Here is a 20,498-nt window from a genome sequence, read left to right as displayed (position 1 = left end):
AGCAGGCCGTTGACGCGGTCTTGACGCCCACCGCCCGCTCCGCCCGAACGGCCACCGGCTAGGGTTCGGGACGATCACCACGGGGAGACCGGTGGTGGGCACGGGGGTTGTCGTGGGATCGCACGTCAGGTACGTCGGGATCGCACGCGAGGAAGGAAGGACACGGCGTTGGCGGCTTCGGCTGGCCCGGTACTGAACCGGGAGGAGGTGGACCGCGCGCTGGCGCGCCTCGGCGCGGAGCGGGACGCGGTCGAGTCGGCGCTGCTCGCCCTCCAGGACCATCCGGGCCTGCGGCTGCTCGACGGCGCCGAACTGACCGGACGCACGCTGGAGCGCTGGTCCGTCGCCGGGAAGGGCCTGCCACTGCTCTGGGCCCTGTTCGACCGCTACGCGGAGGCACTGGCCTCGGCGCGCGCGGTACGGGCCCGCAAGGCCAAGCCCGGCGCGCCCGAACTCGCCGAGCTGAGCGAACTGCTCACCGGCGACGCGGTGACCGTCCCCGGCGGCGCGCTGCCGGACGGCCCGCAACTGCTCGGCGCGCCCGCCCGGCTGGTCGAGCGGATCAGCCTGGACGCGCTGATGACCCGGATGAACTCCTGGTACGCCACCGTGCTGGAGGTGGTCAGCGCCGCCGACGCGGTCTGGTCGGCGCTGCCGGCCCGGATCGACCTGCTGCTGGCCGAACTCCACCGGGTGGGCAACCTCGCCGCCTCGCTCGGCGTGCGGGCCGGCAACCACCCGCTCGCCGACGACCTGGCCGGGCTGGACGCCGACCTCACCGGGCTGCGCGCCGAGGTACGCGAGGACCCGCTGGCGCTGTGGCGCCCGGCCCGGGTGCCCGCCCAGCGCGGCACCGTGCCGGAGGGCGGCGCCTTCGCCACCCCCGCCGGGGTGGTGGACACCGAGCGGTTCGACCGGGCCGGGCGGGCGCTGGACGGCGTCCGGGTGGAACTGGAGAACCTGCTGCGGCTGCGCGACGACGCCGAGGAGCGCCTCCAGGGCGTCGGCGACCTGCTCCAGCGGGCCGACGCCACCCTGGCCGAGGCCCGCCGGGCGCGCGGCGAGGTGCTGGCGAAGATAGCCTCCAGCGACGTCCCGGCGGTGCCCGGGCCGGCCTCGGCGCTGCGCGAACGGATCGTGACGGCACTGGAGTTGCGCCAGGGCGGGCAGTGGGGCCGGCTGGCGCCGCTGCTGGACACGCTGGAGGACGCCGCCGCCAAGGAGCTGGCCCGGGCCCGGCAGTCGCTCACCGAGGTGACCCAGCCGCTGGCCGTCCGCGCCGAACTGCGCGGCCGGCTGGACGCCTACAAGGCGATGGCCGCCCGGCTGCGGGTCTCCGAGGACCCGGAAGTGATCGAGCGGTACGAGAAGGCGCGCTGGCTGCTGTGGAGCGCGCCCTGCGACCTGCGGGCGGCGGCCGCCGCGGTGGCCCGCTTCCAGCAGTCGCTGCGGCCGGCGCAGGCCGAGGCCGCACAGGAGACGACCGGCCAGACGCCGGTCGACGGACAGGTCCAGGGGGGCTGAGGTTGATGGGCGGGACGTGCGTACGGCCGGAGTGCTCCGGCAACGGCAGGATCGACGCGGACGGCTACTGCGACGAGTGCGGGCTCGCCCCGGCGGGCGGCGGCACCGTGGCAGCTTCGACGGCGGCCACCGGCGCCCCGCCGGCCGCCGGCCCCGGCGCGCCCTGCCCCCGGGACTGTTCGGGCGCCATCGACACCGACGGCTACTGCGACGAGTGCGGCCTCACCCCGCCCGGCGGCGACACCGGCGTCACCCAGCCCTACGTCCCCTCCTCCCGGGTCTCCACCGACTCGGCACGCAGCGGCTCGATCCGCTCGACCCGCACCGGCTCGGCCCGCTCGATGTCCGGCCGCTCCCGCTCGCACCGCTCGACCCGCACCGGCAGCAGCCGCTCGGTCTCGGTGCGCAGCACCCGCGGCAGCGTCAGCGCGGGCACCCGCAACCGGCTGGGCGCCGGCCTGGTGACGGTGCCGACCGTCGAGACGGCCGACCCGTCGCTGGCGGTGCTGGAGAACCCGGAGGTCCCGGAGCGCAAGCGGTTCTGCTCCAAGTGCGAGACCCCGGTGGGCCGGGAGAAGAACGGCCGGCCGGGCCGCCCGGACGGCTTCTGCACCAAGTGCGGCACGCCGTACTCGTTCACGCCCAAGCTGCGCCGCGGCGACCTGGTCGGCGGGCAGTACGAGGTGGTGGGCTGCCTGGCGCACGGCGGCCTCGGCTGGATCTACCTGGCGATCGACCGGCGGGTCAACGACAAGTGGGTGGTCCTGAAGGGCCTGCTGGACACCGGGGACGAGGACGCGCTCGCCGTGGCCGTCGCCGAGCGCCGCTTCCTGGCCGAGGTGGACCACCCGAACATCGTCCGGATCATCAACTTCGCCGAGCACCTGGACCTGGGCTCCGGCTCCACCGACGGCTACATCGTGATGGAGTACGTCGGCGGCAAGTCGCTCAAGGACATCGCCAACGACCGCCGCACCCCGGACGGCCGGCGCGAGCCGCTGCCCGTCGAGCAGGCGATCGCGTACGCGCTGGAGGCACTGCCCGCACTCGGGTACCTGCACAGCCGGGGCCTGATCTACTGCGACTTCAAGATCGACAACGTGATCCAGAGCGGCGACGCGCTCAAGATCATCGACATGGGCGCCGTCTGCCGCCTCGACCACGACGGCCCGATCTACGGCACCGTCGGCTACCAGGCCCCCGAGATCGCCACCCACGGCCCCTCCCCCGCCTCCGACCTCTACACCGTGGCCCGCACCCTCGCGGTGCTCACCTTCGACTTCCAGGGCTACAGCACCACCTACCGGGACACCCTGCCCGGCCCCGAGGACGTCGAGGTCTTCGCCCGCTACGAGTCGTACTACCGCTTCCTGGTCCGCGCCACCGACCCGGACCCGGCCCGCCGGTTCTCCTCCGCCGACGAGATGGCCGACCAGCTCACCGGCGTGCTGCGCGAGATACTCGCCCTCCAGGACGGCCGGGCCCGGCCCGCCCTGTCCACCCTCTTCGGGCCCGAACTACGCGTCGTGGACACCGAGTTGGTCATGCCCACCGAGCAGCCCGGACAGCTCCTGGTGACCGCCCTCGACCCGGCCGCCGCCGCCCTCGCACTGCCCGTCCCGCGCGTCGACCCCGGCGACCCCAACGCCGGCTTCCTCGCCACCCTGCTCGCCACCGACCCCGAGGAGGCGCTCGCCGCTCTGGCCGGCGCGCCCGCCCTCTCCATCGAACGGCGGCTGCGCGAACTGCGCGCCCACCTCGAACTCGGCCACCGCGCCGCCGCCGAGGAAGCCCTCGACGCCCTGGAGCGGGAGTACCCGGACGACTGGCGGGTCGTCTGGTACCGCGGCCTGGTCGCCCTGGTCGGCGCCGTGCACGGCCCGGACGGCCCGGACGGCCCGGACGGCCCGGACAGCCCTGGCAGCTCGGTCGCCCTGGTCGGCGCCGCAGGCGGCCCGGACGGCCCGGCTTCGCCCGACGAGGCCGGGCTGCGCGCCGCCGCCGAGGCCTTCGACGCGGTCTACGACGCCTTCCCCGGCGAGGCCGCCCCCAAGCTGGCCCTCGCCATCTGCGCCGAACTCCTCGGCGACGGCGGCGACGCCGCCGAGTTCTACCGACTCGTCTGGACCACCGACCCGGCCTACCTCAGCGCCGCCTTCGGGCTCGCCCGGGTCCGGCTCGCCGAGGACGACCGGCCCGGCGCCGTCCGCGTCCTGGAGTCCGTCCCGGCCACCTCCAACCAGTACACCGCCGCCCGGATCGCGGCCGTCCGCGCCCGGCTGCGCGAACGGCCCGCCACCGACCCGCTCGCCGCCGACCTCGGCGCCAGCTCCGACCAGCTGACCGCGCTGCGCCTGGACGACCGCCGCCGCGAGGAACTGGCCGTCGAACTGCTCGGCGCCGCCCTCGGCTGGGTCACCGCGGGCTCGACCGGCGCCCAGCAGGGCGGCGGCACCACGGTCCTGGGACGACCTGCGGTGGAGCGGGAACTGCGCTTCGCCCTGGAACAGTCCTACCGGGTACTCGCCCGGTTGGCCGACCGGGCCGAGACCAGGATCGAAATGGTGGAGCGGGCCAACCGCGCCCGCCCCAGGACGTGGGTGTAGCCGATGCCGCAGCAGACCGTGTGCCCGAGCTGTTCCGAACCGCTGGAGCCGGAGGACGCCTACTGCGGCGCCTGCGGCGCCAGCCGGGACGGCCGGGCCGCCCCGGGCGCGATGCCCGCGAACTGGGCCGCCGCCCGGGCCGAGGGCGCCCCGCCCCAGCACGGGCCGGTCTGCGCGCACTGCGGGCTGCCGCAGGTCACCGCGGACGGCTACTGCGAGGCCTGCGGCGGCGCCCAGCCGCGCCCGCGCGACCACATGGAGAAGTCCCTCGCGGGCGTCGCCGGGGTCAGCGACCGCGGCCTGCGCCACCACCGCAACGAGGACTCCTTCACCATCGCCGCCACCTCGCTGCCCGGCGGCGAGCCCGTCGTGGTCGCCGTGGTCTGCGACGGCGTCTCCTCCTCCGACCGGCCGGACGAGGCCTCCGAGACCGCCGTCGACGCCGCCTCCGAGTCGCTGCTGAGCGCCCTGGAGGCGGGCCGCGAACCCACCGCCGCCATGCGCCAGGCCATCGCCGACGCCGCCGGGGCCGTCGCCGACCTCGCCCAGGCCGGCCCCGGGCCCGCCCGGCCCGACCTCAACGCGCCCGCCTGCACCTACGTCAGCGCCATAGCCTCCGGCGGCCGGATCACCATCGGCTGGGTCGGCGACACCCGCGCCTACTGGATCCCGGACGACCGCGCCGGCGCCGAGCCCTTCCGGCTCACCCAGGACGACTCCTGGGCGGCCCGGATGGTCGAGGCCGGGCTGATGAGCGAGGCCGAGGCGTACGCCGACCCGCGCGCCCACGCGATCACCGGGTGGCTCGGCGCCGACGCCGAGGAGGTCGTCCCGCACACCCTCGACTTCACGCCGCACGTCCCCGGGGTGCTGCTGATCTGCACCGACGGACTGTGGAACTACGCCGAGGCCGCCACCGACCTGGCGTACTTCGTCCGGCCGGACGCCCGCACCGAACCGCTCGCGGCGGCGCAGACCCTGGTGAAGTTCGCGGTCGCCGCCGGCGGCCACGACAACATCACCGTCGCCGTCCTGCCGATCGACCCGCCGGCCGCGGGCGCCGGTGCCGGAGCCGAGGACCAGGGCGAGGACGAGGACGACCCCCGGACCGCCACCGCGCTCGACCTGCCGCTGATCACCGCGGCGGGTGCCAGGAGGGCCGCCGAGGAGGACGAGGACTACGAGCCGACCCTGCCGGACCTCCCGGTGATCGGCTCCCCCGCCGCCCCGCTGCCCCCCACCGCCCCGCCGGCACCGACCGCACCCCCCGCCGCACCGCCGACCGCACCCGCCGTCCCCCCGCAGCCGCCGCACCCGCCGACGGCCTGACCGGACGCCGCCCGCCCGGGGCCGACCCCGGCGGCCACCCGGTCCGCCGGCCCGCCCCCGACGCGGCCGGCCCGCCCCCGACGCGGCCGGCCCCCACCGACCGATCCGTACCGACGACCCTTCCGACGGGAGCCACCGGCCCATGGCAACACTGGCGAAGCCGAACCTGCCCAGGTTCGACGTGGAGATCTTCCAGAACGAGTACCTTGCCGACGGCGCCCGCGAGGTCAACGCCATCGTCACGGTCACCGCGACCGGCGGCGGCACCTCCGGCGGCCGCCCGCTCGGCATCGCCGACGCGGGCGGCCCGCAGAGCGCCGACACCGCTGCGGCCGTGGTGATCCTGGTGGACTGCTCGGGCTCGATGGACTACCCCAAGACCAAGATCAACGGCGCCCGTGAGGCCACCGCCGCCGCCATCGACGCGCTGCGCGACGGCACCGCCTTCGCCGTGGTCGCCGGCACCCACGAGGCCCGCGACATCTACCCCGGCGACGGCACCCTCGCCACCGCCTCCGCCACCACCCGCGGCCACGCCAAGGAGTCCCTGCGCCGCCTCACCGCCGCCGGCGGCACCGCGATGGGCACCTGGCTGGCCAAGGCCGACAAGCTCTTCCTGACCCGCCGCGACATCGCCATCCGGCACGCCGTCCTGCTCACCGACGGCAACAACGAGCACGAGTCGGCGGTCGACCTGGAACGCGCCATCGAGCGGGTCACCGGCCACTTCACCGCCGACTGCCGCGGCGTCGGCACCGACTGGCGGATCGACGAGCTGCGCAAGATCTCCTCGGCGCTGCTCGGCACCGTCGACATCGTCGCCGAACCCTCCGGCCTGGCCGAGGACTTCCGCTCGATGATGGCCGGCGCCATGGGCAAGCAGGTCGCCGACGTCGCGCTGCGGATCTGGACCCCGGCCAACGCCTCGGTCAAGTTCGTCAAGCAGGTCGCCCCCGCGGTCGAGGACCTCACCGCCCGGCGCGCCGAGGCCGGCCCCCGGGCCGGCGACTACCCCACCGGCTCCTGGGGCGACGAGAGCCGCGACTACCACGTCTGCGTCGAGGTCCCGGCCGCCTCCATCGGCAACGAGATGCTCGCCGCCCGGATCAGCCTGGTGCTGCCCCCGCAGGTCGGCAGCGGCACCCCCGAGGTGCTCTCCCAGGGCCTGGTCAAGGCGGTGTGGACCGACGACCTGGCCTCCTCCACCCGGATCAGCCCGCAGGTCGCCCACTACACCGGGCAGGCCGAGCTGGCCTCCTCCATCCAGGAGGGCCTGGAGGCCCACCGGGCCGGGGACGTCGACACCGCCACCTCCAAGCTGGGCGCCGCCGTCCGGATCGCGCACGCGACCGGCAACGAGGGCACCTACAAACTGCTGCAGAAGGTGGTGGACGTGGTGGACCCGAAGGAGGGTACGGTTCGGTTCCGTAAGAACGTGAGCGAGGCCGACTCGATGACCCTTGAGACCCGGTCGACCAAGACGGTGCGTGTGAAGAAGTGACCGCTGAAGACGTGACCGGGCCGACGACCCGGTGCGACGCCGCCCCAAGCCGGCTCGATGTGAGGGGGAACTGATGCCGATCTGCCCGAGGGGCCACGAGTCGCAGGCCGAGGACTGGTGCGACTTCTGCGGCTTCCCGATGACTCCGCCGGCCCCGCCGCCGCCCGGAGCCCACCCGGGAGCCCACGGGGCCCACGGGACCCACCCGGGGGCGTACGGCTCCCACCCGGCGCCCGAGGCGCCCGGCTCGTTCGAGCAGTCCCAGCACCCGGACCACCGCGGTACGCCCTACGGCGCGCCGCTGTCGCCGCCGCCGGTGCCGCCGGGGAACGTCCCGCCACAGCCCGGCGCGATGCCGCCGCCACCGGCCCAGGGCTACCCCAACCTGACCGAGGGCCTGACGGTCTGCCCGATCTGCCGCAGCCCGCAGACCGGACGGTTCTGCGAGGAGTGCGGGTACGACTACGAGCTCTCCACCCCCTCGCGCCGCCAGGCGCAGCAGCCGCTGAACATCCCGGCGGCGTACGGCGGCGCGCCCGCCGCCCAGCCGCCGTACGGCCAACCGCCGTACGGCCCGCCCGTCCCGCAGCAGCCACAGCCGCAGCACACCCAGCACCCGCAGCAGGCCGCCGCGCCCGCGCACACCTACGGCTACCCTCCCTCCTTGCCCGCCAACGGGCCGGAGGGGCCCGCGCCGGAGGGGGCGTTCCCCGAGGCCCCCGTCCGCGAGGACTCCGGCCCGGTGTACGCCGAGCCCCCCGGCCCCAACAACCGCGGCGGCGACTTCGGCACCTCGTTCCACCTCGCCCCGCCGCATCAGCAGCAGCCCCAGCCTCAGCAGCCACAGCCGGCGGCGGCCCCCGCGGAGCCGCTCCGGGCCAACTGGATCGCGGTGGTCTCCGCCGACCGCGAGTACTTCACCGAGATGATGGCCCGCAGCGGCCCCGAGGCGGCCGGGCTGTTCTTCCCGCCGTACTGCCCCGAGCGTCGCATCCCGCTGACCGGCCGCGGCCAGCTGCGGATCGGGCGGCGCAGCCAGCACCGCGGCACCGTGCCGGAGATCGACCTGTCGGTGCCGCCGGAGGACCCGGGCGCCTCGCACCAGCACGCGCTGCTCGCCGAACAGGCGGACGGCAGCTGGGTCCTGGTGGACCAGGACTCGACCAACGGCACCACCGTGAACGGCGGCTCGGAGCCGATCGCCCCGCACACCGCCGTGCCGCTGAACGACGGTGACCGGATCCACATCGGAGCCTGGACGACGATCACGGTGCACCGCGCCTGAAAGACCGTCGGCAACAACTCCGGCCGGGCCGGGTGGAATTCAACTTCCGCCCGGCCCGGCTTGTTCCCGATCCCTCGGACAATCCACAAATTTCGTCGTCACCGACGTGCACAGGGCCCTCCGCAAGCCCTAGGCTCAGGCCACATGACTGCAGCTATATCCGCCGACGGCATCCGTCAGCGGTACGGGGACGTGCAGGCCGTCGACGGGGTGTCCCTCACCGTCGAGGCCGGCGAATTCTATGGAATCCTGGGCCCCAACGGCGCCGGGAAGACCACCACGATGGAGATCCTGGAAGGCGTCCGCAAGCCGGACGAGGGCCGGGTCGAGCTGCTGGGGATGGCTCCCTGGCCGCGCAATCCGAAACTGCTGCCGCGCATCGGCGTGCAGTTCCAGGCCTCCGCCTTCTTCCGGAAACTGACGGCCCGGGAGACCATCCGCACCTTCGCGTCGTTCTACGGGGTCGGCCCCAAGCGGGCCGACGCGATGCTGGAGCGGGTCGGCCTGACCGACAAGGCCGACGTCATGACCGACCAGATGTCGGGCGGTCAGGCGCAGCGCCTGTCGATCGCCTGCGCGCTGGCCCACGACCCGGAGATCGTCTTCCTGGACGAGCCCACCACCGGCCTCGACCCGCAGGCCCGGCGCAACCTCTGGGACCTCCTGCGGGACATCAACGGCGAGGGCCGCACGGTCGTCCTCACCACCCACTACCTGGACGAGGCCGAGGTGCTCTGCGACCGGGTCTCGATCATGGACCACGGGAAGATCCTGCACACCGGCGCCCCGGCGACGCTGATCCGCGAGATCGACGACACCGTCCGGATCAGCGTCGCGTCCGGCCAGCTGTCCGTCGAGCGCGCCCGGGACCTGCTCACCGCGGCCGGCGCCGACATCGCCGCCCTGGAGGACGACAGCGTCTCGCTCTCCGTCTCCACCCGCCTCCCGGCCCCGGTCCTGAGCGTCCTGGCCGAGCAGAACGCGCTGCGCGGCCTCGAAGTGCGCGGCGCCACCCTGGAGGACGTCTTCCTCCAGCTGACCGGACGGGAGTACCGCGCATGACCGCCAGCACGTCCACCGAGCCGAAGACCCCCGCCCGGAGCGACGGTCCGAGCGGCGGCGCGAGCGCCGAGCGGGAGCGGGTCAGCGCGTTCTGGAGCCTGTCCCGCGCGATGCTGCTCGGCATGAAGCGCGACCGCACCGCGACCTTCTTCATCCTGCTCTTCCCGCTGGTGTTCCTGGTGTTCTTCGGCACCGTGGGCAAGGGCTCCAGCAGCCCGCACGCCAAGGTGGCGCAGGTCGGCGCGGTGAAGCTGTTCGACTCGATCCAGGGCGAGGGCCGGGTCGACCTGGACAAGGTCCTCACCATCACCAGGACCGACGACGCGGCCGCCACGCTGGAGAAGGTCCGCAAGGGCGACTTCGACGCGATGATCGAGCAGGGTCCGGACGGCAAGGTCGAGCTGCGCTTCAGCGCCGCCGACACCGTCCGCGCCGGCGCGCTCCGGGGCATCGTCAACTCGGTGGTCCAGAGCGCCAACCAGGCCGCCACCGGCCAGAAGCCGGCCTACGTGCTGGACGCCCAGCAGGTCGAGGACCAGTCGCTCAAGCCGATCCAGTTCCTCACCCCCGGCCTGCTCGGCTGGGCCGTCGCCACCGGCGCGGTGTTCGGTGCCGCACTGACCCTGGTCGGGTGGCGCAAGAGCAAGGTGCTGCGCCGGCTGCGGCTGGCCCCGGTGAGTGCGGGCACGGTCATCAGCTCCAGGATCCTGGTCTCGCTGCTGACCTCGCTTCTCCAGACCACCGTCTTCCTGGCGGTCGCCACCAACTTCTTCGGGCTCAAGCTCACCGGCAACTGGTGGCTGGTCATCCCGCTGGTGGCCTGCGCGACGCTCGCCTTCATGTCGATCGGCCTGCTGGCCGGATCGGTCGCCAAGACCGAGGAGGCGGCCAACGGCATCTCGCAGATCATCGTGCTGCCGATGTCCTTCCTGTCCGGCGCGTTCATCCCGCTGGACAGCGCGCCCGGCTGGCTGGAGACCATCTCCAAGGTCATGCCGCTGCGCTACCTGGTGACGGCCGCCCAGTCGGTACTGACCCGCGGCGGCGGCGTCATGGACGCCCTGCCCACCATGGGCGGACTGCTGCTCTTCGCGGCCGTGCTGACCGGCATCTCCTGGAAGCTGTTCAAGTGGGAGGACGTGTGACCGCCGCCCCGGTCGCCTGAGCCCCGACACACGCCCTGCGGGGTCGTACGCCTTTGGTCCCGGTGTACGACCCCGTCGGCGTCTGCGACCATGGTCGGGTGAAAGAGATCCGGCGAGGAACGTTCAGCGAGGAGACCTTCTTCGACCAGGTCGGCGGCGAACCGACCTTCCGGCGACTGGTCCACCGGTTCTACCAGGGCATCGCCGAGGACGAGTTGCTCCGGCCGATGTACCCCGAGGAGGACCTCGGCCCGGCCGAGGAGCGGATGACCCTGTTCCTGATGCAGTACTGGGGCGGCCCGCGCACCTACAGCGAGCAACGCGGCCACCCCCGGCTGCGGATGCGGCACGTGCCGTTCAAGGTCGACCGCGCCGCGCACGACGCCTGGCTCAGGAACATGCGGGCGGCCGTGGACGACCTGGCCCTGCCCGCCGAGGCCGAGCGGCAGCTCTGGGACTACCTCACCTACGCCGCCGCCTCGATGATCAACACTCCGGGCTGATCCCCGGGCCGGGCCGGGCTGGCTCCGGTCAGCGGAGCGGGCTGAGCCCCAGCCCCGCGCCGGGTGCGGCCACCGTCCGGACCGCCACCGAGCCGGCCGGGGCGCTCAGCCGCAGCCAGCCGCCCGCCCGGTGCACGGTGAGCGGCGCCCCGGGCTTCAGGAAGCCGATCACGTACGCCGCGTGCACCGCCCGCAGCGGCAGCTCCGGCAGCACGGACACCGGGCGGGACCAGATCTCGTCGGCCAGCGCGTCCAGCACCGCACGGCCGCGGTGGTGCGCCGGGACGGCCTCGCTGCGCTCACGGAACTCCCGCACCCCGGCCATCAGTTCGGGGTAAACCTCGGCCGCCGGCGGCGCCCCGACCGGCCGCCAGCCGGTGCGCGGCGGCAGCAGCCCGGCCCAGGCCGGCCCGGTCACCGGGGCGGGCAGCGCGACGGCACCCGTCCCGGCGTCCACGCCGTCCAGCAACTGGCCCGCCGAGACCGTCAGATCGGTCGGCTCGGCCGGCCCGGTCAGCCGGGCGGTGCGGATCGCCAGCGCGCCCGAACCGCCCAGCGGCAGCCGACCGAAGACCGCCAGCACGCCGTCCTCCCCGGCCGGGGCCACCGCCTGCAACCGGACGGCCGCCGCCTTGTCGAAGCGCAGCAGGCGCAGCAGGAACGCGGAGAGGTCGGCGGCCTCCCCGGCGTCGGTGAGGGCGAGGCGGGCGGTGATGGTCAACGCGGGTCAGCTCGAATCGTCGGAGGTGGGTGCTCAGGCGGCGACTACGGCGGGCTCCTCGTCCATGAAACGGGACAGGAACTCCCGCTCCACGGGCGAGATCCGGCGCGGCCGGCCCTCCGCCAGGTCGTAGGGCACGACCACGGTGGACGCCTGGACGTACACCGTCTCGGTGCCGTCCTCGGCGACGTCCTTGATCTCGTAGGACACGGTCAGCGAGGCGCCGCCGATGCGGGTCACCCTGGTCTCGACGGTGACCGGCTCCGGCCGGTGCACCAGCGGGCGCTTGTAGTCGATCTCGTGGCGGGCCACCACCGAGCCGCCCGCGAACTCCCCCGCCCCGGCCTCGGCGGCCTGGGTGAACATGAAGTCGATCCGGGCCTCCTCCAGGTAGCGCAGGAAGACCACGTTGTTGACGTGGCCGAACGCGTCCATGTCGGACCAGCGCAGCGGGCAGGCGTAGATGTGGCGGGCCACAGGTGTTCTCCTCGACGTCCGGTCGCCCGCCGCCGTGCGGTGGCGGCGGGCCGGCGGCCGGCAGGCCGCCCCGAGGGGCAGTCTGCCGGGCCGCCGTGACGGCTGGGTGTCAGCCGCGGGTCAGCTTCTTGTACGTGGCCCGGTGCGGGCGGGCCGCGTCGGCGCCGAGCCGCTCGATCTTGTTCTTCTCGTACGACTCGAAGTTGCCCTCGAACCAGAACCACTTGCTCTCACCCTCGTAGGCGAGGATGTGGGTGGCCACCCGGTCCAGGAACCAGCGGTCGTGGGAGATGACCACGGCGCAGCCGGGGAACTCCAGCAGGGCGTTCTCCAGCGAGGAGAGCGTCTCGACGTCGAGGTCGTTGGTGGGCTCGTCGAGGAGCAGCAGGTTGCCGCCCTGCTTGAGGGTGAGCGCCAGGTTCAGGCGGTTGCGCTCACCACCGGACAGCACGCCGGCCGGCTTCTGCTGGTCCGGGCCCTTGAAGCCGAAGGCCGACACGTAGGCGCGGGACGGCATCTCGACCTGGCCGACGTTGATCCAGTCCAGACCGTCGGAGACGACCTCCCAGAGGGTCTTCTTCGGGTCGATGTTGGCGCGGCTCTGGTCGACGTAGCTGATCTTGACGGTCTCGCCGACCTTGACCACACCGGAGTCGGGGGTCTCCATGTCCTGGAGCATCTTGAACAGCGTGGTCTTGCCGGCGCCGTTGGGGCCGATGATGCCGACGATGCCGTTGCGCGGCAGGGTGAAGCTGAGGTCGTCGATCAGGATCTTCTCGCCGAAGGCCTTGGAGAGGTTCTCCACCTCGATGACGATGCTGCCCAGACGCGGGCCCGGCGGGATCTGGATCTCCTCGAAGTCCAGCTTCCGCATCTTGTCCGCCTCGGCCGCCATCTCCTCGTAGCGGGCCAGACGGGCCTTGGACTTCGCCTGGCGGCCCTTGGCGTTGGAGCGGACCCACTCCAGCTCCTCGCGGAGCCGCTTGGCGCGCTTGGCGTCCTTCTGGCCCTCGACCTTGAGGCGGGACTGCTTGGACTCCAGGTAGGTGGAGTAGTTGCCCTCGTAGCCGATGGCGCGGCCGCGGTCGAGCTCCAGGATCCAGCCGGCCACGTTGTCCAGGAAGTACCGGTCGTGGGTGACGGCGACGACGGTGCCGGGGTACTTGGCCAGGTGCTGCTCCAGCCAGTTCACCGACTCGGCGTCCAGGTGGTTGGTGGGCTCGTCGAGCAGCAGCAGGTCGGGGGACTCCAGCAGCAGCTTGCAGAGCGCCACGCGGCGCTTCTCGCCACCGGAGAGCTTGGTGACCGGCCAGTCGCCGGGCGGGCAGCCCAGGGCGTCCATGGCCTGCTCCAGCTGGGCCTCCAGGTCCCACGCGTTGGCGTGGTCCAGGTCCTCCTGGAGCTTGCCCATCTCGTCCAGCAGGGCGTCCGAGTAGTCGGTCGCCATCAGCTCGGCGATCTCGTTGAAGCGGTTGAGCTTCCCCTTGATCTCCTTGACGCCGTCCTCGACGTTCTCCAGGACGGTCTTGGTCTCGTCGAGCGGCGGCTCCTGGAGCAGCATGCCGACGGTGAAACCGGGCGAGAGGAAGGCGTCGCCGTTGGAGGGGTGCTCCAGGCCGGCCATCATCTTCAGCACGGTGGACTTGCCCGCGCCGTTGGGGCCCACGACGCCGATCTTCGCCCCGGGGAGGAAGCTGAGCGTCACGTCGTCAAGGATGACCTTGTCTCCGTGCGCCTTGCGCACCTTGCGCATCGTGTAGATGTATTCCGCCACGTGAGATCGCTCCGGCGTCGTCGGGAGTATTCGGCTTGCAGCCTTCCATTGTGCCGCACCCGGCCGGGGGCCCCGAACGCCCGGTGTGCCCCACGGGGGTATCCGCAGCGCGGCGTTGAACGGCGAAGGCCCGGCCCCCGCAGCGGGTGCGGGGGCCGGGCCGGGTGCCGTCAGGGCCTCAGGAGGTCAGCGCCTCCGGGCCTGCGGGGCGGTTCAGGCGGCGGTGCGACCGTGGCGGCCACGGCGGCGCAGGACGAAGACCGCGGCGCCACCGGCCAGGACCAGGCCACCGGCGACGGCGGCGAGGATCGGGGTCGAGTCACTGGCACCGGTCTGGGCCAGGCCACCGGTGCCCGGGGCGGAGTTGGTCGCGGCCGGGCTCGGGTGCGCGCCGGCGGCGGTGCTGGCACCGGCCGACGGGGTGCCGGCCTGGCTCGGGGTGCCACTCGGGGTGCCGGTCGGGGCGGTGCTCGGGGCGGTGCTCGGGGCGCCGCTCGGGGTGCCGCTCGCGGCCGGGGTCGACGGGCCGGAGGTCGGCGGGGTCACGCCGGTCTTGCAGTCCAGGACGCCCTTGAACTCCTTGGCGAAGCCGTTCGGGCCGGTGACGTTGATGTCGTAGGCGGCCTTCTCGGCGACCGGGACGAGCACGTTCTCGGTCTTGCCCGGCTGGACGGTCAGCTGCTTGCCCGGCTTGACCGTGACGGTGGCGGCCTCGTCACCACCGTTGGTGACGGTGACGCGCACGCCGTTGTTCTCGCACTCGACCTGGGCGGTGCTGTCGACCAGCGCGCCCTGGCCCTGCTTCCAGGTGGCCTTGGCGCCGGCGGAGACGCTGAGCTTGCTGGAGCCGGCCAGGATCATGCTCTGGCTGTGCCGCTTCGGGTCGTAGCCCTCGCTGAGGAAGACCCGGCCGCTGGGCACGACGGTGTCGGCGGCGGCGGCCAGGGCGACGGAGCCGTCCGGGGTGCCGGCCGGCACGTCCAGGAACAGCTGGGTCTCCTTGATCGGACCGGTCAGGGTGGCGCCGACCGGCTTGCCGTCCTTGTCCACCACCTTGACCTTGTCGGCGGCGTCACCGGTGACGGTGAGCTTCACCTCGGCGGCGCTGGACTTGAGGGTGAAGGGGCCGAGCTTGTTGCCGGACTTGCCGGAGACGGAGTCCGGGTTGAGCGTCAACGAGGGGTTGGGCTCGGCGGCGATGCCCTTGTTGGCGTCGCCGAGCAGGTAGTCGCGCAGCTTCTTGGCCTTGGCGTTGCGCGGGGTGGCGTTCTTGTTGTCCGAGAACTTCCAGATCGCGGCCTGGGTGCCCGCGGCGGCGTCCTCGGCGGTCAGGCCGTCGACGCCGACGGTCTTGCCGAGCGCCGTCAGGTCCTTGACCTGCGGGTAGGAGTTCTCCAGGATCCAGCGGATCTTGGAGGCCGCCTCGACCTTGTTCTTGCCGCCGAGGGAGCTCGACTTCCAGTCCGACTCCTGGTACTTCGCGGCGCTGTCCAGGTAGACCGGGTTGTCGAAGTCGATGCAGTAGGTCTGGATCTCGCCGTTGGACGTCTTGAGGGTGAACAGACCGCCGTCGACGGTCCCCTTGCCCTCGACGTCGATCTTCTCGCCCACCATCGTGTTCTGGAGGACGGCCTTGACGCCCGCACCCGGGGTGTCCGCCGCGGCCGCCGCACCGGCCGCGAACAGGCCCCCGCCCAACACCAGGCTGGTCGTGAGCATGACAGTGGTTATGCGGGGGAGACTCCGCACCTGCCTCTGGAACATCTGGGATCCCTCCGGGGCCGGGCCGCACCGATGGACAGCCCGCCGACTTGCCGTGCCGCGCGCGCCCCCTGTGGCGCTGCTGCGGGTATGAACCAGACGAATCCTATTGAGCCCCGCAGGCCCCGAAACCCCCATGCGAAATCAGGACGATTCCGTATCTGGATCGTTATCAACCCCCTCAGTTTCGACACAAGCTGACGATCAGCCAGAATCTCCTCGCGACTTTTCGTTATCCGGGCGAGATTGCGCATGCGGGCGCAACAACAGTCTCGATCAACATATTTGTCGACAGTTAAGGTCATCGACCCGTCAGATCAGCGCAGCCTGCTCGTCACCTCCCCGCTCCCCCTCGGCCACCCTGCCCCGCTCCCCCGCCTCCGCCTCCGACGCCCCGTCCGACACCGGCCGCGCCGGCGGCGGGGGCTCCGGCGGGCGCGGCGCCGAGGCCACCGCCAAGGCCTTCCGCGCCTCCAGCGCGTCGGCGATCCACCCCGGCACCACCCCTGCCCCGGCCTGCGCCCCGCTCGGCCCGGTGGCGCCCGACGGCTGCCCGCGCACCCCCGCCGCCCAACGGAACGCCGAGGTACCACGGGTGAGGTCGTGTCCGACCGATCGGGCGTCGATCTCGGCCCCGGTGCGCTTCACCTCGCCGTCGGCCCACTCCCGCAGCCGCAGCCGACCACTCACCAACACCGGATCCCCCTTGGCGAGCGAACCGATCAGATTGACCGCGAGCCCCCGCCAGGCCGTCACCGTCAGCCACTGCGTCTCGCCGTCCGCCCAGCACTCGCGCTGCCGGTCGTACCGGCGCTCGGTGCAGCCGAGCCGGAACTTGGCCATCGGCACCCCGCTGCCCGTTTCGCCGTAGCTCACCTCCGTCGCGACAATGCCGACGATCGTCACCTGCATCTCGTTCACAGTGCACTCTCCGTTCTCGCCGATGCACCGTACGGAATCGACCGGTGCGCGTCGAGAGTGCGCTTCGCGGGAAATCCCCGCCAGAGAGTTCTGAAATCCTGTGGACAACTCGATGCCTCGGAAAACCGACGTCACTCGCAGGGGTGAATTTCGGCCTTTCGGCACCCCTTCGAGCCCATCTCATCGCGGCCATGACAACAAACCGGCTGCTCGCCGCCCCCAACCGACACGCCCCGGAACAGCGCCGACCGACCGTCCGCGCACGTCATCCGACCGGAGGAAGCCGAATACGGCCCCCCACCCGCACCGGTGGCGACACATTCTCCGTGCCGAATCCATAACGGGTGGGGCGGCAGCCCCGTAACGACTGCACAACGTCCGGCTCGGAACACTCCCAGACCGCTGCACTCACGGCGTTCACCTGCGATTATCGGACCGCTCCACCGAACCGACACACCAACGGCGGTGTCGTCACACTCGGCCGAGGAACTGGGCACCCTTATCCTGTCCCCGACAGGTCGAGGGCCCACCGACCCCCACCCCCACCCTCACGGTACGGGGCCGGACACGCGCGCCCCCGGCGCTCGTCGCCCGACCCGGCCACGGTCACGCCCGCCCGGGCGCAGCCCGTCCCGCCCCCATAGCTCAGCGGATAGAGCACCCGCCTTCTAAGCGGTAGGTCGCAGGTTCGAATCCTGCTGGGGGCACCACCTCGGCATTCCCGCAGGCCGCCAGGCCGGCGGCCGCATTGCCCGGCCGTCGCGGGCTCCCGGAAATCCCCTCCGCACACCGCCTGATTGCGTACACCCACCGCACCTAACCCGTGACGATGCGTGTCATGGCCACCGCGATAACAGGCTGCTCCGGATGACCGCCACTGCGGATCGGATGCGGGAGAAGACCCGAACAACCGAAATCCCGGGCGAATCACGCTCCGGGGACAATCCGCCCCACCGACCCGGCCGGGAGCCGCTCGGTCGGGTTCCCGACCGGCCGCTCGGCCCGTGATCGCGAGCCCGGCCGGCCGCTCAGCCGATGGCGGCGAGTCTGCCGCCGGTGGCGCGTCAGTCGGCGGTGGCGAGCCCGGCCAGGTAGGCGTCCAGCAGAGCGGTCTGCCGCTCGGGCGGGAACTCCGCCGGGGCGAACAGCACCTGCACCACCAGGCCGAGCGCGAAGGCCTGCGCGCCGGTCGCGAGCGCGGCGGCGTCAGCCCCGGCCGGGAGCTCCCCGAGCCGCTGGGCGTCCGCGACGTGCACCGCGAGGGCCTCACGCGAGCGGGCGTAGCGACCCGCGTGCGCGGCCGCGAGCGCGGGGTCCGACAGGGCGACGTCCCAGGAGCCGACCCAGATCCGGTTGCCGGCCACCGCCGCCCCGTCCAGCGGCAGGACGTCGAGCAGCGCGGCCCGCAGCCGGGCCAGCCCGGGGGGTGGCGGCGGGGTGCCGTCGGCGGGGGCGGTGCGCCGGGGCCGGGAGCCGGAGCGCCGGTCGAGTTCGTCCAGGGCGTGGCTCAGCAGGGCCCGCTTGTTGGGGAAGTAGTGCGTCAACAGGCCGGTGGAGGCGCTCAGTTCGGTGGCCACGGCACGCAGGGTCAGCCCTTCGAAGCCACGGCTGGAGAGCACCCGCCACACGCCCTCGGACACTTCCAGGCGGCGGGCGTCATGGTCTCCACGGGCCGGTGTCATGGGGGTCATCGTACATACCAAACGTTTGTTATGTATGGTTCCCAGCACACCGCGCATCCCGTGGACCGTGCATCCCGTGAAAGGCCAGCCCATGTTTGCCGTACCGCTCGCCGAGAACGCCGAACTGCGCCCGCTGGAGCCGTGGCAGGCGGCCGAGTTCCTGGCCCACATCGACCGCGCCCGCGCCCACACCGACCCGTGGATCCCCTGGGCCACCCGCTCCACCGACCTCGGCTCCGCCCGCGCCACCCTCCAGCGCTACGCCGACCAGCAGGCCGCCGACAGCGGCCGGATCTACGGCATCTGGCGGGACGGCACGCTGGTCGGCGGCGTGATGTTCGTGAGCTTCAACGCCCAGAGCGGCGTCTGCGAGATCGGCGCCTGGACCGAGCCGGCCGGCGAGGGCGGCGGGCTGATCACCGCCGCCGTCCGGGTGCTGATCGACTACGCCTTCACCACCCGCGGCCTGCACCGCGCCGAGTGGTGGTGCTCCGCCGGCAACGCCCGCAGCCGGGCCGTCGCCGAGCGGATCGGCATGAGCCTGGACGGCACCCTGCGCGAGTGGTACCCGCACAACGGGGTCCGCCACGACAAGCAGATCTGGTCGATCCTGGCTCCGGAGTGGACGCCCGGGGCCTGACCGGACGCGGCGGGGCCCGGTGGACACCCCCGTGTCCCACCGGACCCCGCACCCCGGACCGTCGCCCCAGACCCCTCAGGCCCCTCAGGCCGCCAGCACCGGCGGCTCCGCCGCCACCACCGCCCTGGGCACCCGCAGCGCGAGCAGCAGGACCAGCACCAGCAGACCGCCGGCCGACAGGAACACCACGTCGACGGCGTCCGTGAAGCTGCGCAGCGCGTGCTCGCGGGCCGCGCCGCCGAGCGTCCGGACGGCGCCGAGCGGCAGGCCGGGCGCGCCGTCCGCGAACTCCCGGGCCAGCACGGTGCCGAAGAGCGCCGCGCCGAGCGCGCTGCCGAGGGTCTGGAAGAAGCGGATCCCGGTGGTCGCGACGCCGAGCTGGTGCCGGGGGACGGACTCCTGCACCACCGTGACCAGCTGGCCGATCAGCTGGCCCATCCCGACGCCCAGCAGGACGAGTTCGCCGCAGACCGCCCACAGCCCGGTGGTCGGGCCGCTGAGGCCGAGCAGGAGCAGGGCGATCGCCGCGCAGCCCGCGCCGGCCACCAGGAAGGTGCGCTCCGCATGGCCGCGGGCGGTGAGCCGGCCGGCCAGCAGGCCGACCGCCGTCATCCCGCCCGCCATCGGGATCAGGTAGAGACTGGCCGAGGTGGGGTCGACGCCGCGGGCGATCTGCAGGTAGAGCATCACGTAGACGATCGAGCCGGTCATGCCCATCCCGACCAGGCCCTGGATCGCGAAGCCGAGGCGCACCACGCCGATCCGGAACAGCGACAGCGGCAGCACCGGCTCGGCGGCGGTGGCCTGGCGCCACACGAAGAGGCCGAACGCGGCCAGGGTGGCGGCGACGAGCCCGAGGATCACCGGGGAGGTCCAGGCGTAGTCCTTGCCGCCCCACTCGGTGACCAGCAGCAGCCCGGTCGCGAAGGCGGCGGCGAGGGCCGCGCCGAGGAAGTCCAGGCTGCGGCGGCCTGCCGCCGGCGGCAGCTTGATCACCAGGGCGGTGCCGACCAGGACGAGCAGGCCGAGCGGCAGGTTGATGTAGAAGATCCAGCGCCAGCCGAGGTGGTCGGTGAACAGCGCCCCGATCAGCGGGCCGACCGCCATGCCGATGCCCGCGACGATCCCGCCCATCGCACCGCCCTTGCCGCTGCCGCGCTCGGCCGGGTCCTTGAGGTGGGCGACGACCACCATGGTGACGCTCATCAGCCCGCCGCCGCCGATGCCCTGGAGGGCCCGGAAGGCGATCAGCTGGCCCATCGACTGCGCGAACCCGCAGAGCGCCGAGCCGACCAGGAAGGTGCCGACCGCGCCGAGCAGCACGCGCTTGGCGCCGTACAGGTCGCAGAGCTTGCCGTAGAGCGGCAGCAGCGCGGTCGCGGCGAGGGCGAACGAGCTGATCAGCCAGGGCAGCCGGTCGACGCCGTGGACGGGGTCGAGCTCCCGGACGATCGGCACGGTGGCCGCGGACACGATGTTCATGTCGAGCACGGCCAGCACGATCGTGACCAGGCAGAGCAGCATGCCCAGGTTGCGCTGGGCCGGTGTCATCAAGGCAGGGGCAGCG

The 20,498-nt window shown here is 73.1% G+C and carries 16 protein-coding genes and 1 tRNA gene; 10 read left to right on the top strand and 7 right to left on the bottom strand.

All coding sequences use genetic code 11. From position 1 onward, the window contains the following. Positions 1–168: 168 nt before the first annotated feature. The 8 genes from ACFWPI_RS21210 (at position 169) to ACFWPI_RS21175 (ending at position 10,955) form a co-directional block, all read left to right on the top strand. Positions 169–1,524: a hypothetical protein gene (locus ACFWPI_RS21210; protein ID WP_380379998.1), complete on the top strand. Its 1,356-nt coding sequence runs from the start codon at positions 169–171 to the stop codon at positions 1,522–1,524. 5 nt (positions 1,525–1,529) lie between these two features. Continuing rightward, positions 1,530–4,130 carry a tetratricopeptide repeat protein gene (locus ACFWPI_RS21205; RefSeq protein WP_380380001.1) on the top strand — a complete coding sequence of 867 codons (2,601 nt, stop codon included), beginning with the start codon at positions 1,530–1,532 and terminating at the stop codon, positions 4,128–4,130. Positions 4,131–4,133: 3 nt separating this feature from the next. Then, positions 4,134–5,459 (top strand): protein phosphatase 2C domain-containing protein, encoded by a 1,326-nt coding sequence (locus ACFWPI_RS21200; protein ID WP_380424966.1) that lies wholly within the window; start codon positions 4,134–4,136, stop codon positions 5,457–5,459. Between the two features lie 142 nt (positions 5,460–5,601). Further along, complete coding sequence (locus ACFWPI_RS21195) at positions 5,602–6,960, top strand: VWA domain-containing protein (RefSeq protein WP_380377838.1); 1,359 nt, start codon at positions 5,602–5,604, stop codon at positions 6,958–6,960. Between the two features lie 73 nt (positions 6,961–7,033). Then, the gene (locus tag ACFWPI_RS21190; protein WP_380377836.1) at positions 7,034–8,245 is read left to right on the top strand and encodes an FHA domain-containing protein; all 1,212 of its coding nucleotides are present in this window, start codon (positions 7,034–7,036) and stop codon (positions 8,243–8,245) included. Positions 8,246–8,389: 144 nt separating this feature from the next. Beyond that, positions 8,390–9,307 carry an ABC transporter ATP-binding protein gene (locus tag ACFWPI_RS21185; RefSeq protein ID WP_363376284.1) on the top strand — a complete coding sequence of 306 codons (918 nt, stop codon included), beginning with the start codon at positions 8,390–8,392 and terminating at the stop codon, positions 9,305–9,307. After that, positions 9,304–10,452, top strand: a complete 1,149-nt coding sequence (locus tag ACFWPI_RS21180; RefSeq protein ID WP_380377834.1) for an ABC transporter permease — start codon at positions 9,304–9,306, stop codon at positions 10,450–10,452. The genes ACFWPI_RS21185 and ACFWPI_RS21180 overlap by 4 nt, the downstream gene beginning before the upstream one ends. 98 nt (positions 10,453–10,550) lie before the next feature. After that, positions 10,551–10,955 (top strand): globin, encoded by a 405-nt coding sequence (locus ACFWPI_RS21175; protein WP_063351424.1) that lies wholly within the window; start codon positions 10,551–10,553, stop codon positions 10,953–10,955. A 28-nt stretch (positions 10,956–10,983) separates the two neighbouring features. On the opposite strand, the gene ACFWPI_RS21170 is transcribed toward ACFWPI_RS21175, so the two are convergent. The 5 genes from ACFWPI_RS21170 to ACFWPI_RS21150 all read right to left on the bottom strand — a co-directional run bounded on the left by ACFWPI_RS21170 (position 10,984) and on the right by ACFWPI_RS21150 (position 16,600). After that, entirely contained in the window at positions 10,984–11,676 is a 693-nt protein-coding gene (locus tag ACFWPI_RS21170; protein ID WP_380337993.1) for a hypothetical protein, read from the bottom strand. Between the two features lie 33 nt (positions 11,677–11,709). Further along, the gene (locus ACFWPI_RS21165) at positions 11,710–12,153 is read right to left on the bottom strand and encodes a thioesterase family protein (protein WP_063349408.1); all 444 of its coding nucleotides are present in this window, start codon (positions 12,151–12,153) and stop codon (positions 11,710–11,712) included. Positions 12,154–12,262: 109 nt separating this feature from the next. Further along, positions 12,263–13,927, bottom strand: coding sequence for an energy-dependent translational throttle protein EttA (gene ettA / locus ACFWPI_RS21160; RefSeq protein ID WP_079135893.1), 1,665 nt, complete (start codon positions 13,925–13,927; stop codon positions 12,263–12,265). A 213-nt stretch (positions 13,928–14,140) separates the two neighbouring features. Beyond that, the gene (locus ACFWPI_RS21155) at positions 14,141–15,646 is read right to left on the bottom strand and encodes a Cys-Gln thioester bond-forming surface protein (RefSeq protein WP_380377832.1); all 1,506 of its coding nucleotides are present in this window, start codon (positions 15,644–15,646) and stop codon (positions 14,141–14,143) included. A gap of 354 nt (positions 15,647–16,000) precedes the next feature. Continuing rightward, on the bottom strand, positions 16,001–16,600 hold the full coding sequence (locus ACFWPI_RS21150; protein ID WP_380377841.1) for a single-stranded DNA-binding protein: 600 nt from the start codon (positions 16,598–16,600) through the stop codon (positions 16,001–16,003). A 643-nt stretch (positions 16,601–17,243) separates the two neighbouring features. Here ACFWPI_RS21150 and ACFWPI_RS21145 point away from each other — a divergent pair. Beyond that, positions 17,244–17,319 (top strand) — tRNA-Arg (locus tag ACFWPI_RS21145). A 354-nt stretch (positions 17,320–17,673) separates the two neighbouring features. Here the strand turns inward: ACFWPI_RS21145 and ACFWPI_RS21140 are convergent. Then, positions 17,674–18,291, bottom strand: a complete 618-nt coding sequence (locus ACFWPI_RS21140; protein WP_380377831.1) for a TetR/AcrR family transcriptional regulator — start codon at positions 18,289–18,291, stop codon at positions 17,674–17,676. Between the two features lie 91 nt (positions 18,292–18,382). Here ACFWPI_RS21140 and ACFWPI_RS21135 point away from each other — a divergent pair, with 91 nt between their 5' ends. Further along, positions 18,383–18,931, top strand: coding sequence for a GNAT family N-acetyltransferase (locus tag ACFWPI_RS21135; protein WP_380377829.1), 549 nt, complete (start codon positions 18,383–18,385; stop codon positions 18,929–18,931). 84 nt (positions 18,932–19,015) lie between these two features. Here the strand turns inward: ACFWPI_RS21135 and ACFWPI_RS21130 are convergent, their stop codons facing one another. Then, the gene (locus ACFWPI_RS21130) at positions 19,016–20,482 is read right to left on the bottom strand and encodes an MFS transporter (protein ID WP_380377827.1); all 1,467 of its coding nucleotides are present in this window, start codon (positions 20,480–20,482) and stop codon (positions 19,016–19,018) included. Positions 20,483–20,498 lie beyond the last annotated feature (16 nt).

Source organism: Kitasatospora sp. NPDC058492 (assembly GCF_042720685.1).
GTDB lineage: Bacteria > Actinomycetota > Actinomycetes > Streptomycetales > Streptomycetaceae > Kitasatospora.
This window is presented reverse-complemented; position numbering and strand designations above follow the sequence as displayed.